This is a genomic window from Ruegeria sp. CL5 (assembly GCF_056536485.1).
Genome location: NZ_JBQFPS010000001.1, coordinates 383,382 through 397,016 on the forward strand (window position 1 = coordinate 383,382; position 13,635 = coordinate 397,016).

12 protein-coding genes are annotated in these 13,635 nt (G+C 56.1%); 9 read left to right on the plus strand and 3 right to left on the minus strand.

The features are described 5' to 3' along the window. Nucleotides 1–15 precede the first annotated feature (15 nt). Nucleotides 16–594, minus strand: coding sequence for a lytic transglycosylase domain-containing protein (locus tag ACR0IU_RS01915; protein ID WP_010439608.1), 579 nt, complete (start codon nucleotides 592–594; stop codon nucleotides 16–18). 207 nt (nucleotides 595–801) lie between these two features. Between ACR0IU_RS01915 and ssb the strand changes: the two genes are divergently transcribed. After that, on the plus strand, nucleotides 802–1,287 hold the full coding sequence (gene ssb, locus ACR0IU_RS01920; RefSeq protein ID WP_010439606.1) for a single-stranded DNA-binding protein: 486 nt from the start codon (nucleotides 802–804) through the stop codon (nucleotides 1,285–1,287). Between the two features lie 18 nt (nucleotides 1,288–1,305). Then, a complete protein-coding gene (locus tag ACR0IU_RS01925; protein WP_480715054.1) occupies nucleotides 1,306–2,376 on the plus strand; it encodes a site-2 protease family protein in 1,071 nt (356 codons plus the stop codon). 7 nt (nucleotides 2,377–2,383) lie between these two features. Here the strand turns inward: ACR0IU_RS01925 and aroB are convergent, their stop codons facing one another. Together aroB and ACR0IU_RS01935 are read right to left on the minus strand one after the other, a co-directional pair. Beyond that, nucleotides 2,384–3,493 (minus strand): 3-dehydroquinate synthase, encoded by a 1,110-nt coding sequence (aroB, locus tag ACR0IU_RS01930; RefSeq protein WP_480715055.1) that lies wholly within the window; start codon nucleotides 3,491–3,493, stop codon nucleotides 2,384–2,386. Then, nucleotides 3,493–4,080, minus strand: coding sequence for a shikimate kinase (locus tag ACR0IU_RS01935; protein WP_480715056.1), 588 nt, complete (start codon nucleotides 4,078–4,080; stop codon nucleotides 3,493–3,495). Before ACR0IU_RS01935 ends, aroB begins: the two co-directional genes overlap by 1 nt. A gap of 79 nt (nucleotides 4,081–4,159) precedes the next feature. Here ACR0IU_RS01935 and ACR0IU_RS01940 point away from each other — a divergent pair, with 79 nt between their 5' ends. From ACR0IU_RS01940 to ACR0IU_RS01970, 7 genes are all read left to right on the plus strand, one after another. Further along, on the plus strand, nucleotides 4,160–4,309 hold the full coding sequence (locus ACR0IU_RS01940) for a hypothetical protein (RefSeq protein WP_480715057.1): 150 nt from the start codon (nucleotides 4,160–4,162) through the stop codon (nucleotides 4,307–4,309). Then, nucleotides 4,299–5,825 (plus strand): hypothetical protein, encoded by a 1,527-nt coding sequence (locus tag ACR0IU_RS01945; RefSeq protein WP_480715058.1) that lies wholly within the window; start codon nucleotides 4,299–4,301, stop codon nucleotides 5,823–5,825. Before ACR0IU_RS01940 ends, ACR0IU_RS01945 begins: the two co-directional genes overlap by 11 nt. A gap of 2 nt (nucleotides 5,826–5,827) precedes the next feature. Continuing rightward, nucleotides 5,828–6,784 (plus strand): tyrosine recombinase, encoded by a 957-nt coding sequence (locus ACR0IU_RS01950; protein WP_480715059.1) that lies wholly within the window; start codon nucleotides 5,828–5,830, stop codon nucleotides 6,782–6,784. A 63-nt stretch (nucleotides 6,785–6,847) separates the two neighbouring features. After that, nucleotides 6,848–8,155: an HlyC/CorC family transporter gene (locus ACR0IU_RS01955; protein ID WP_170778892.1), complete on the plus strand. Its 1,308-nt coding sequence runs from the start codon at nucleotides 6,848–6,850 to the stop codon at nucleotides 8,153–8,155. A 105-nt stretch (nucleotides 8,156–8,260) separates the two neighbouring features. Next, nucleotides 8,261–10,678: a GcvT family protein gene (locus ACR0IU_RS01960; protein ID WP_480715060.1), complete on the plus strand. Its 2,418-nt coding sequence runs from the start codon at nucleotides 8,261–8,263 to the stop codon at nucleotides 10,676–10,678. A gap of 31 nt (nucleotides 10,679–10,709) precedes the next feature. After that, nucleotides 10,710–11,324, plus strand: a complete 615-nt coding sequence (locus ACR0IU_RS01965) for a nucleotidyltransferase family protein (RefSeq protein ID WP_480715061.1) — start codon at nucleotides 10,710–10,712, stop codon at nucleotides 11,322–11,324. A 747-nt stretch (nucleotides 11,325–12,071) separates the two neighbouring features. Beyond that, nucleotides 12,072–13,508: a Do family serine endopeptidase gene (locus tag ACR0IU_RS01970; protein WP_480715062.1), complete on the plus strand. Its 1,437-nt coding sequence runs from the start codon at nucleotides 12,072–12,074 to the stop codon at nucleotides 13,506–13,508. The last annotated feature ends 127 nt before the right edge of the window (nucleotides 13,509–13,635 follow it).

Consider the following 13,635-nt stretch of genomic DNA (forward strand, 5'->3'; position numbering starts at 1 on the left):
CCGCAGCACCGGTTTTTAGCCGCCCCAGATCACTTTCACATAGTTTTGGGTCTCTTTGTAAGGTGGTATGCCGCCATGCTTTTCGACCGCTTTGGGGCCAGCATTGTACGCCGCCAAAGCAAGTCGCCAAGATTTGAACTTGCGATACTGCCACGACAGATAACGCGCGCCCCCTTCCAGGTTTTGGATGGGGTCATACGGATTGACACCCAGCAACCTAGCTGTCTGTGGCATCAATTGCGCAAGACCCAAAGCACCCTTGTGCGATTCAGCATGTGGGTTCCATCCGCTTTCCTGTTGGACAAGTCGCAAGAACAACTCTTCTGGCACATTATGCTTTCGGGCTGCATTCCGGGCGTGATTCAGATATTGGCCCCGATAATTTCCGGTGTATCGCTTGGCAAACTTCCCGTTCTCAGTTTTAGGTCTAAGCCGATCTGAATCGCGATACTGGCTTGCAGCGCGACCGTCCAATACCTTGGATTGCTTGAGGAAAAGGGCCTTTCGATTCTTTGTTGAAAGGGTTTCCGCCTGCGCCGAAAAGGACACAAGGCAAACACCTAAAACAGAAATACCACCGATCAGAAACCGCATTAAAGCCAATCCTGCACCCTCAATAACCAGCCGAATTATAGTTAAATCAACCGGAAATGAAAGCTTGGTTAAAGTTGGCCTAATATTTTCCCATTCACCGTTGCAGCATCAATCATGTTTTAACCAAGTCCCAGCCCGTATAGGGTCAGCAGCAGAACACAGCGCCAGATTCGGGCGCCATCCAGTCAGAGTAAAACGAGGGAATAAATGGCGGGTTCAGTCAACAAGGTCATTCTGGTCGGCAATCTGGGCCGCGATCCTGAAGTGCGGACGTTTCAAAACGGTGGTAAAGTATGCAACCTGCGCATTGCCACCTCGGAAACATGGAAGGACCGCAATACCGGAGAGCGCCGTGAACGGACAGAATGGCACTCGGTCGCCATATTCAACGAAGGACTTGTACGCGTGGCTGAACAATATCTGCGCAAGGGTTCAAAAATTTACGTCGAGGGGCAATTGCAAACGCGCAAGTGGCAGGATCAGTCCGGTCAGGATCGTTATTCGACCGAGGTGGTGCTGCAGGGCTTCGGCTCGACGCTGGTAATGCTCGACGCCCGCGGTGAAGGCGGCGGCGGTGGAGGCGGCTATGGCGGCGGACAAGCCGGCGGCGGATATGGCGACCCATATGGCGGCCCCTCCAGCGCACCAGCCCCTGCGTCTGGCGGAATCGACGATGACGAGATTCCGTTCTAAACCAAGCGGAGACTAAATATGGCATGGTCCTTCTCACTTGGCCGATTACTCGGCTCGGAACTGAGGGTCCATATCACCTTCTTTTTGCTGCTCGCCTGGGTTGGTTTTGCGGCCTATTCCAGCGGCGGCTTGCCTGCGGCGATTGACAATGTCGTATTCGTACTCGCCTTGTTTGCCTGTGTTGTGGCGCATGAGTTCGGCCACGCGCTGATGGCGCGGAGATATGGCATCCGTACCCCTGACATCACTCTGTTACCGATTGGCGGGCTGGCGCGCCTTGAGCGAATGCCAGAAAAACCGATGCAAGAGGTCTGGGTCGCCCTCGCTGGACCCGCCGTAAACATCGCGATTTGGGCAATTCTTGTTGTCTTGGGGGCAAGCATACAGCTTGGTTCACTCGACCAGATTGACTCGGCCGCAACCGGCTTGCTCAGCCGTTTGGCCTATGTGAACCTGCTGTTGGCGGCCTTTAATATGATCCCGGCTTTCCCGATGGATGGAGGACGCGTCTTCCGCGCCTTGCTGTGCATGAAAATGGAACGCGCCAAGGCAACCCGCATTGCAGCACTCGGTGGTCAGATCGTTGCTGTTGGGCTTGGATTTCTGGGGCTGACCTCAGGCAATCCAATATTGGTCCTGATCGCCGTCTTTGTTTTCATCGCTGCTAATGCCGAGAATCAGGACGTTGCGTTGCGTTCAGTTGCACGGCGCGTGATGGCTCGGGATGCGATGATCACCGAGTTTAAGGCGTTATCGCCGGACGATACATTGGCAACAGCAGCACAAGCAGTCATTCACACAACCCAGCACGAGTTTCCGGTACTGGCACAAGACGGCAGTCTTATGGGGTTCGTGACCCGTGATCGCCTGTTTACCGCATTGGCGGGTGACCATCCCCGCTCGGAATCGGCGGTCTCGATTATGGATACTAATATTCCGCAGGTTGAGCTGACCAGCGGATTGGACAAAGTCCTGAATGGCCTACACAAAGGTGCGCCCGCGATTGCCGTATGCACCAAATCGGGGCACATGGTCGGCTATATCACGCGTGAAAATATCGGCGAGTTGATGGTGATCCAGGGGCGCTAAGCCTCAATCACACCTCCAACGCGTCCTCTAGTACAGAAACCACCGTCTCGCGGGGCACATCCGGTGTGACGAAAGCTTGCCCGATCCCTCGTGCCATAATGAACCGTAACTGACCGTCCATGACCTTTTTGTCCTGTGCCATAAGATCAACCAGCGTTTCTGCATCCGGCAATTCACCCGGGATATCGGCCAGATCGGTCTTCATCCCCATCGCACGCAAATGCGCCCTGACGCGGCTCGGGTCTTCTTGCGAACACAGGCCTAACCGAGAAGAGGTCTCAAACGCCAGCGCACACCCGATGGCGACACCTTCGCCGTGCAACAGACGATTTGAATAGCCCGTTGCAGCCTCAAGCGCGTGGCAGAAGGTATGACCCAGATTGAGCAGCGCCCGGTCGCCCTGCTCGGTCTCGTCGCGTGCCACGATATCGGCCTTCATCTGAACCGAACGCGTGACGGCCTGCACTCGCGCTGCCATGTCGCCGGATGCCAACAGAGGCCCGTTATCTTCTAGCCACTCAAAGAACTGGGCATCACCCAACAGTCCGTATTTGACGACCTCACCATATCCAGCGAGAAAGTCTCGCGTCTGTAACGTGCCCAGCACATCAGTATCGGCCAATACCAGTGACGGCTGGTGAAACGCTCCGATCAGGTTTTTACCCTGTGGCGCATTGATCCCGGTCTTGCCGCCAACCGAGCTGTCGACCTGCGCCAGTAGCGAGGTCGGTATCTGAACAAAGCGCACTCCGCGCCGCATCACTGCAGCAGCAAAACCCGCCAGATCGCCGATCACCCCGCCACCAAGCGCAACGACAATGTCGTTCCGTTCAACCTTTTCCGCCAGCAACCATTCCACCGCGCGCTCAAAATGCGGCCAGCTTTTGGTCGCCTCACCTGCTGGAAGCGCCAGCGCGGTCATCTCGATCCCGGCTGAGGTCAATCCATCACGCAGGGCATCCAGATGCATTCCCGCGACCGTTTCATCGGTCAGAACCGCGACACGCGGGCGCTTTAACAGCGGGGCAATCCGTTCCCCGGATTGCGCCAAAAGTCCGGGGCCGATTTCAACATCATAAGAACGCTCGGCCAAGTCTACATGTACGGTTTGATGCATTAATTTCGTTCCAAAATATCTGGGCGTGTCACCAAGGCGGCGATGACCCGATCCACCATATCTTCGATTGCGGTCTCACCATCCGAGTCCGCCACCAGATCAGATTGTTCATAGATCGGCACGCGAGCTTCATACAAGTCGCGCAGCGTCGCATAGGGGTCCGCTGTGCGCAGCAGAGGCCGCGTATCCTTGTGTTTGACACGATTCCACAGCACATCCAATTCAGCTTTTAACCAAACCGAGGCACCACGATCCGAGATCATTTTGCGATTACCTTCGGCAAGGAACGCACCACCACCTGTCGACAGGATACCTCTTTCTTCGTCCAAAAGCCGCCCGATGATCTGACTTTCCTTGCTGCGAAAGAACGCTTCTCCATCCCGTGCGAAGATTTCGGGGATGGTCATGTTGGCTGCCGATTCGATTTCGGTATCGCTGTCAAGAAAAGGAACACCCAGCCGGGCAGCCAGCGCACGACCCACGGCTGTTTTGCCTGCCCCCATCATTCCAACCAAAACGACGGTTTTGTGCAGTCGAAACTGCGTCGCTGTGTCAGAAGGCACCGTGTTATGCTTAATTTCGCTCATTTCGTCGTGAATGACGTGATCTTAGGGAAAATGCTAGTTATAACTTGGCCAAAAGCAAAAATTGAGGCAGCGTTCACCCATGGGCCGTTTGATCAAGTTCCTGATATACTTCATTTGCCTGTGTTTCATCGGGCTGGTTGGGTATGCCTATATCGGGCCGTATTTCGGCGCAGACTTCTCCGCCCCGCAAAATGAAATTCGTGAGCCGGTCATCCTGAATGCAGACTAAAGGCACCTTACTGGCGCTTTTTCTGGCCGGAACCGCACAGGCGCAAACGCAAGAGCCATTGTCAGTCATCGACTGGCTAACTGACCCGCCAGAAAACCTGCCGGGCACGGTGCTGATGGAACCCCCTGTGACGCAGACGGGACTGCAACCCGAGGTGCAGGTCACCCCGTTGGAGGCGCTGTCCCCTCCTCTAGGGTTGGTTGCGTCTTCAGTCACTGGTCTGCCGGTGGACCTGTGGCGCAGCAGCGATGCTGATCGGCTCGCGGATTTGATCTCGAAGGTACAGGTCAAGTCCAACCCAGCGATGCAACGATTGTTGTTTACGTTGCTCTTGTCCGAAGCCCGCGCCCCAGCGGGTGGGCAGGCGGAAGATACATTACTGATGGCGCGACTGGACCGTCTTATGCAATTGGGCGCATCCGATCCGGTGCAATCCTTGGTTCAACTGGCCGGTCCGACCGATACGCAAGACCGCTTTAGACGTTGGTTCGATGCCACGTTGCTGACCGGTGACGAAGATCGAAGTTGCACAGCCCTGATCGCTCAGCCGAATTTATCGAGGAATTACGCCGCTCAGATATTCTGTAAGGCGCGCCGAGGGGATTGGGCCTCGGCAGCGCTTACACTTGAAGCCGCACATGCGTTGCAGGTATTGCCCGACGATCAGCTTGCCCTGCTCGATCGCTTTCTCAGCCCGGAATTGTTCGAAGGGGCCGAGTATCTTCCGCAACCCGAAGATCCCGACCCTCTCACCTTCCGAATGTTCGAAGCCATTGGTGAACGCCTGCCCACGGCATCTCTACCTCGGGCCTTTGCAAACGCTGATTTGCGGGACGTGGCGGGGTGGAAAGCTCAGATCGAAGCTGCCGAACGGTTGACGCGGATTGGTGCTTTGACGCCAAACCAGTTGCTTGGCCTTTATACCGAACGCTCCCCTGCAGCCTCAGGTGCGGTATGGGATCGTGTCTCAGCCATACAAAAGTTCGAAGCCGCGCTCGAAACTGGCAAGCCAGGGCCAGTTTCAAATGCGTTAACAGCTGTTTGGGCACAGATGAAATCGGTCGGCCTGGAAGTGCCCTTTGCCGAATTGTTTGCGCCGCGTCTGGCATCGATGAAGTTGCCCGATCAGACTGCAGAAAACCTCCGTTGGCGTATTCTGCTTTTGTCCGAACTATATGAAGACGCGGCACGCTCAATGCCTGACGAGTCGGACGCCAACAAGTTTTTGTCTGCCCTTGCACAAGGCGATCCGCAGCGCGCGCCCTCTCCTACCCCACTCGCTGATGCCATTTCACAAGGTTTTACCTGGTCTGCACCTGTCCCTTCGGACATAAACACCATGCTGCTCAATGATCAGTTGGGCGAGGCCATTCTGGAAACGATGCAGTTGTTCGCCCATGGCGCGCGCGGCAATCTGGTGGATCTGACAGCCGCGATTGCCACGTTCCGACGTGTCGGGCTCGAAGATACCGCGCGCCGAGCTGCATTACAGCTCATGATCCTGAACGGGGCCTGAGGATGACCGCACCCTTGTCTCAAGATCTATGGGTTTCCACCTTCCTCGAAGCGCAAGCCGCTGAACTTGGGGCTGCAACCAATACCTTGCTTGCATACGGACGCGACCTTAAGGATTTCTCAGATTGGCTGGTACGACGAAAGTCTGGCTTTGCCGAGGCTGACCGAGACAGGATCGAAGGCTACTTGATCGACTGCGATGCGCAGGGCCTGTCCCGCGCCACCCGCGCACGGCGGTTGTCTGCGATCAAGCAGTTGTATCGATTTGCGTTCGAGGAGGGATGGCGTGACAGCAACCCCGCGATCCAGATCAAAGGCCCCGGACGTGCGAAACGACTGCCCAAAACGCTGGATGTGCCTGAGGTTGACCGCCTGCTTGCCGCAGCACGCCGAACGGGTCGGTCCGAAGCCGACAGAATACGCAACACCTGTTTGATGGAGCTTCTTTACGCAACAGGGATGCGGGTTACTGAACTTGTGTCGTTGCCGGTAAGCTCTGCCAGAGGCGATCCCCGGATGCTGTTAGTTCTTGGCAAAGGCGGCAAAGAGCGGATGGTTCCACTGTCCCCTCCCGCCCGCGAAGCGTTAAGCGGATGGCTCATGGTCCGCGATGCGGCTGAAGAGCAAACGATAAAAAAAGGTGCACAGGCATCGCGTTTTCTGTTTCCTTCGCGCGGGAAATCAGGGCATTTGACGCGGCATCGCTTCTTCCTTCTGGTCAAAGAACTGGCCGTCGAGGGCGGCGTTTCACCCCAGAAGGTCACCCCACACACATTGCGCCATGCGTTTGCGACACATCTGCTGGCCAATGGTGCGGATTTACGCTCGATCCAGACACTTCTGGGCCATGCGGATGTCGCCACAACCGAGATTTATACTCATGTTCTGGATGAACGCTTGTCGGAACTGGTGCTGGAACACCACCCGCTTGCCAAGGATGACACCACAGATCAAGGCTAACCCCTTGATCGGACGTGGTCGCAGCCCCATAACGGATGCAGCAACAAGAATAACCTAGGACCGATGGAACCCACCTCTTCTTTGCTCGACAGTGCATTCTGGATCACGACTGGATCCATTCTTCTTCTCCTTGTGCTATCGGGCTTTTTCTCTGGCTCGGAAACCGCCCTGACTGCGTCATCACGCGGAAAGCTAAGGGCGCAGGCTGACAAAGGTTCACGCGGGGCGCAGAAGGCGCTGGATATTACCGACGACAACGAACGCCTGATCGGCTCGGTCCTGTTGGGCAATAACCTTGTCAACATCCTTGCGGCTTCGCTGGCCACAGCACTGTTTACGCGGCTATTCGGCGAAAGCGGAGTGGCATTGGCGACGCTGGTGATGACCTTGCTGGTGTTGATCTTTGCCGAAGTGCTGCCCAAGACCTACGCTATTACAAACGCTGAAAAGGCCGCCGCATGGGTCGCGCCTGTTATCGGTGTTGTCGTGACGGTGTTTTCGCCCGTCGTAGCCGCCGTCCGGCTTCTCGTGCGCGGAGTGCTGCGCTTGTTTGGCGTAAAGATCGACCCTGACAGCAACATCCTCGCGGTGCGGGAAGAAATCGCTGGCGCGCTGCAACTGGGCCATTCCGAAGGAGTTGTCGAAAAGGAAGATCGCGACCGTATTCTGGGTGCGCTGGATCTTGGTGATCGCGCGGTGGAAGAGATAATGCTCCATCGCTCGAATATTGAGATGATCGATGCCGATGATGAGCCCGAGGCGATCCTCAAACAATGTCTGGAAAGCCCCCATACCCGCCTGCCGGTTTTCCGGGAGGAACAGGAAAACATCGTGGGTGTGGTCCACGCCAAGGACTTGTTTCGCGCGATGTACGCCCAAGTCGGCGGTGCAGATGGCGATCCGGAGCGGCTTAAGAATTTCGACATCGCAAAGGTGGCCAACGATCCTTATTTCGTTCCTGAAACCACCACTCTGGACGACCAGATGCGCGAGTTTCTTAGGATGCACAGCCATTTCGCGCTTGTTGTGGATGAGTACGGATCGCTGCGCGGGTTGATCACGCTCGAGGATATTCTGGAAGAAATCGTGGGTGAGATCGCCGACGAGTTCGACATCGACGAAGAAGTACCCGTCACCCGCACCGATGATGGCCAATTCCTCGTCGAAGGTGCAATGACCATCCGCGACGTCAATCGCGCCCTCGACTGGGCCCTGCCGGACGAAGAAGCCAACACTTTGGCTGGTCTTGTCATTCACGAAGCACAGATGATCCCGATCGTAGGTCAGGTGTTTTCATTCCACGGCTTTCGGTTCGAAGTCACCGCACGCGAGGGTAACCGGATCACGGCCCTCAAAGTGCGACCTCTTTAGGTTCGGCAGCGTTCGCAATTGACAAGCGACGCGCAGTGTCGCGAACGGAATAGTATTGCGCCAGAGCCCTCGGCAGGCTCGGCCAAAAGCCGAGGGAGATGCATCGTGAAAACCACCACCCGTGTTGTAGTGATTGGCGGGGGCGTCGTCGGATGTTCGGTCCTCTATCATCTGACCAAACTTGGTTGGTCGGATGTGATGCTGCTGGAACGGTCCGAGCTCACCAGCGGCTCGACCTGGCACGCGGCAGGTGGATTCCACACGCTGAACGGCGACACTAACATGGCCGCCCTGCAGGGCTATACCATACGGTTGTATAAAGAGCTGGAAGAGATCACGGGCATGTCTTGCGGCCTGCACCATGTGGGTGGCGTCACTCTGGCCGACAATCAGGATCGCTTCGACATGCTACTGGCCGAGCGTGCCAAACACCGGTTCATGGGCCTTGAGACCGAGATTGTCGGGCCAGAAGAGATCAAGAAGATCGCTCCAATCACCAACACCGATGGTATACTTGGCGCGCTTTATGACCCCCTGGACGGGCATTTAGACCCTTCGGGCACCACCCATGCCTATGCCAAGGCCGCGCGTATGGGCGGCGCCACGATCGAAACCCATTGCATGGTGCGTGAGACCAACCAGCGCCCTGACGGCACATGGGATGTGGTGACCGACAAAGGCACTATCCATGCCGAACATATCGTCAATGCAGGCGGCCTTTGGGCACGCGAGGTCGGCGCCATGGCCGGTATCTATTTCCCGCTTCATCCGATGGAGCACCAATATCTGGTTACCGACTCCATCCCTGATATCGAGGCCATTATCGACGCAGGTGGCGAGCATCCGCATGTGATGGATCCTGCAGGAGAAAGCTATCTGCGGCAGGAAGGGCGCGGGCTGTGCATCGGTTTTTATGAACAACCCTGTAAGCCCTGGGCCGTTGACGGAACCCCTTGGGAGTTTGGCCACGTTTTGTTGCCTGATGATTTCGACAAGATCACCGACAGTATCGAATTTGCATACCGACGCTTCCCAGTGCTGGCTGCGGCGGGGGTCAAATCGGTCATCCACGGGCCGTTTACTTTTGCCCCTGATGGCAATCCCCTGGTCGGGCCTGTGCCCGGCGTGCGGAACTACTGGTCGGCCTGTGGTGTCATGGCCGGCTTTAGCCAGGGCGGAGGGGTTGGCCTGACCCTCGCACAATGGATGATCGAAGGCGAACCTGAACGCGATGTGTTTGCGATGGATGTAGCCCGGTTTGGTGACTGGATCAGCCCCGGTTACACACGCCCCAAAGTGATTGAGAACTATCAGAAACGGTTCAGCGTCGCATATCCGAACGAAGAGCTGCATGCCGCACGCCCAAACCGAACCACGCCGATGTATGACATCTTCAGCGATCTCGGTGCCGTATGGGGGCAGCAGTACGGGTTGGAGGTTCCGAACTACTTTGCCAAAGGGGATGAACCAGATTTCGAAACACCCTCTTTCCGCCGCTCCAACGCTTTTGAGGCCACTGGCCGAGAAGTCCGCGCGGTGCGCGAAGGTGTGGGGATCAACGAGGTTCACAATTTTGGCAAATACCGCATCACCGGTGCCGGTGCCCGGGCATGGCTGGATCGCATCATGGCAGGCCGAATTCCGAAACCGGGTCGTGTTTCTTTAACGCCCATGTTGTCGCCCAATGGCAAATTGATCGGGGATTTCACCGTGTCCTGTCTGAACGAAAATGAGTTTCGCGTCACGGCCTCATATGGCAGCCAGGCGTTTCACATGCGCTGGTTCCTGCAAAATCAGGACGAAGGCATAAACATCGAAAACATCAGTGACCGGCTGAACGGCTTTCAGATTGCTGGCCCCAAGGCCACCGAGGTCCTGTCGGCCTGTACCCGGGATGATGTTAGTTCACTTAGGTTCCTTGACGTGCGCGAGATGACCATCGGCATGACAGACTGCATCGTTCAACGCGTCAGCTATACCGGTGACCTGGGATATGAGATCTATTGTGATCCGATGGCACAGCGGCAGCTTTGGTGGACCTTATGGCAGGCAGGCCAACCTCATGGCATCGCACCATTTGGCATGCGTGCGATGATGAGCCTGCGTTTGGACAAGTTCTTTGGGTCGTGGATGCGCGAGTTTTCGCCGGACTATACCGCCGCGGAAACCGGTCTGGATCGGTTCATCTCATTCGCAAAGAACAGCAACTTCATTGGCCGCGCAGCTGTCGAGGCCGAACGCGCTGCTGGCACCAATCGCCGTTTGGTTGCGTTCGAGGTCGATGCAGCCGATGCCGATGTTAACGCGTATGAACCGATATGGATTGATGGTTCAGTTGTTGGCTTCTGCACGTCAGGCGGGTATTCCCACTATGCACGCAAATCGATAGCAATGGGATTCCTGCCAACCGAACAAGCAACCGAAGGTTGCGAGGTCGCGATTGAGATACTGGGCAGGATGCGCGCGGCCCGTGTGATCACCACGCCTCTGTTTGATGCCGACGGTGCAAGAATGCGGGGATGACACAATCTGACCTTAGCGGCATGGTGGCGAGATGAAAGAGATTCCCATCATACTGCTCGCCGCTGGCCAATCCAGCCGTATGGGTGGGACCGATAAGCTGATGCAGCCAGTGGGTGGCGTGCCGCTGCTGCGCCGTGTCGCGCAAAGAGCGATTGCCGTTGGTCCTGTTTTCGTTGCCCTGCCCCCGATGCCTCATCCACGCTATACGGTGTTGAAAGATCTCGATATGCTGCCGGTCGAAATCCCGGACGCACGGGAAGGTATCAATGCCAGTCTAAAGGGGGCGATGGCTGCAATCCCAGCCGATGCGAAGGCCGTGATGATCCTCTTGTCCGACTTGCCGGACCTTACGACTGCAGATCTACGCAATGTCCTGCAATCGGTCAAAACCCATCCTGCCAATCGAATTTGGCGCGGTGCGACCAACCAGGGCGTCCCTGGGCACCCGGTGATCTTTGATCGCTCTCTCTTTGCAGAACTGACAGACCTGACCGGTGACAGTGGCGCGCAATCTGTCGTACGGCGTCACAAGGATGCAGTCCACCTTCATCGCCTGCCCAGCCAAAATGCGCTGTTGGATCTAGATACGCCAGAGGATTGGGCAGAGTGGGTAGCCCGCCAACCTTCAGGGCTTCACCCGAAATAAACACGGCCCGGTCGTTTTCGACCGGGCCGCATGCCCAAAAACAGGACTACCACTTTCACCAATCTCTAAAGCACTATCAGATCGCCAATCAGGCTGTCCGACTTTGAGCTGCAGAACCTAAACAAGACCCCCTCGTTAACATGCCGCTCAGCGCTGTGGAGACTGAGATGTGCCTTTGACACCCCCTAGTGTCTCAGGCCCCCCTCACTTGGGCATCTCCAATGTCGCCGATCAGATGCGTTCAAACAATGTAAAATTGGAAGAAATGGTAAATTTGAGCGAAGACGGTTTGGCTTTTGCGCAACAATACAACACTCAAGACTCTACCATTGGTTGCAACTCCATAACTCTAATCGGAACAAATACAGCGTTAATAGTTCATCGATACGCCCATTGCGCCTATTTCATAGACACCTACACACGCACTCAAAGATTAGATCGATTGCGCGATACAACTTTAAGGGGAGAAATTCGACGGGCCGTCCACGCGCCGTTTCTTTGTTAACAAAAATGATTCAATTCAATACTTTTCCGAAATTATCGACTTCGTCGGCAACAATCCACCGATTCGCCCCGATTCTCCCAAGCTGATTCTCGCTGTTAAGCCCTTTCGAACAGAGTCATTAAAGCGGCGAAACGTGGCGAAATTAAGGTTTCTTAATTTTTCTCTCAGGATATCCCAAGGTTGCTGGGGCATCTCCTGTCTGAATGCGCGGGATCAACCGCCAAACACAGACAGGAGTCAAAATGAGCATCCGGAAATCCTCACTGCTTCTACCAAGCACATCCAGCTGGATGGGGGCTGGCGCACTGGGCGCGGCAATGCTGGCCACAACCGTTCTGCCCGCAATGGCAGACGAGGCGCTGGCTGATCTGGTCGAAACGGTTTCACCCTCGGTGGTGACAATCATCGCCAAACAAGACGCAACGCCAAAACAGGCGCAGGGGCAGGACTTCAATTTCGAAGGTCACCCCTTTGGTGAATTCTTTGAACGCTTTGGAGGCCCGGAAGGGTTCAACATGCCACAGCGCGGTCCAAGCCAGGGTTTGGGCTCTGGATTCGTGCTGGACGAGGCGGGTTACATCGTGACCAATCACCACGTTGTCGACAACGCAACTGAAGTGACCGTCCGCCTGAGCGATGACCGTACGTTCCAAGCTGAAGTCATAGGCACTGATCCGCTAACGGATATTGCCGTACTCAAGATCGATGCCGGTGAAGACTTGCAGGCCGTCGAACTGGGTGACAGCGATGTCATCCGCGTCGGCGAAGACGTGGTGGCCATCGGCAACCCGTTCGGTCTGAACGCGACTGTTACGACTGGCATCGTATCGGCGAAGGGCCGCAATATTTCGGAAGGACCGTACGCCGAATTCATCCAGACTGATGCCGCCATCAACAAGGGTAACTCGGGTGGACCGCTGTTCAATATGGAAGGTGAAGTAATCGGGGTGAACTCGGCAATCTATTCGCCAAGCGGAGGTTCGGTTGGATTGGGTTTTGCGGTCACATCCAATATTGTCGATCACATTACAGCTGATCTGCTGGATGACGGTGAAGTCAGCCGCGGGTGGTTGGGTGTTTCGATTCAGAATGTGAGCCCCGAATTGGCGGCAGCAATGGGAATTGATGTCGCTACCGGCGCCCTGGTATCCGATGTTGTCCCGGACAGCCCCGCCGATGGCGCGCTGCAGCAAGGCGACGTGATCCTGACTTTCAACGACGATACCGTTGAATCCAGTAATGAACTTCCCGTTCTGGTTGGAACCACCAAAGTTGGCACCGACAGCACATTGACAGTTCTGCGTAACGGCAAGGAAGAACAGATCAAGCTGACGATCGGCCAACATCAGGCGGCATCAGCGGCTACTGACAGCGTGGCGGAAGACAAATTCGAAGGCACCAAACTTGGCGTTATCGTGGCTCCGCTGACAGAAAGCGCCCGTGCAGAAGTCGGTGTCGCGGAAACTGTCGATGGCGTTGTTGTCACCGATCTCCAGCCCGAAAGCCCTGCGGCCAAAGCTGGTTTGCAACGCGGCGATGTAATCGTCCGGCTGGGCAATCTGGATACGGTTTCGCCGGATGCGCTGAAGGAAGCACTGGAAAGCGAAAAGACCGATCCAGCGTTGGTTCTTATCAACCGTGGCGGCAACCAAATATTTGTCGCGGTCGAAATCGTCTGACCCCACACCTAAGCGCGCCACATGATGGGGAAATCTGGTGCGCTTATTTCTGGCCGACGCGGATTGTCCACGCGCCGCCGGAACAGCCGGGTGCGGCATCGCACCCGGCATGTTTTTTTCAAACAGT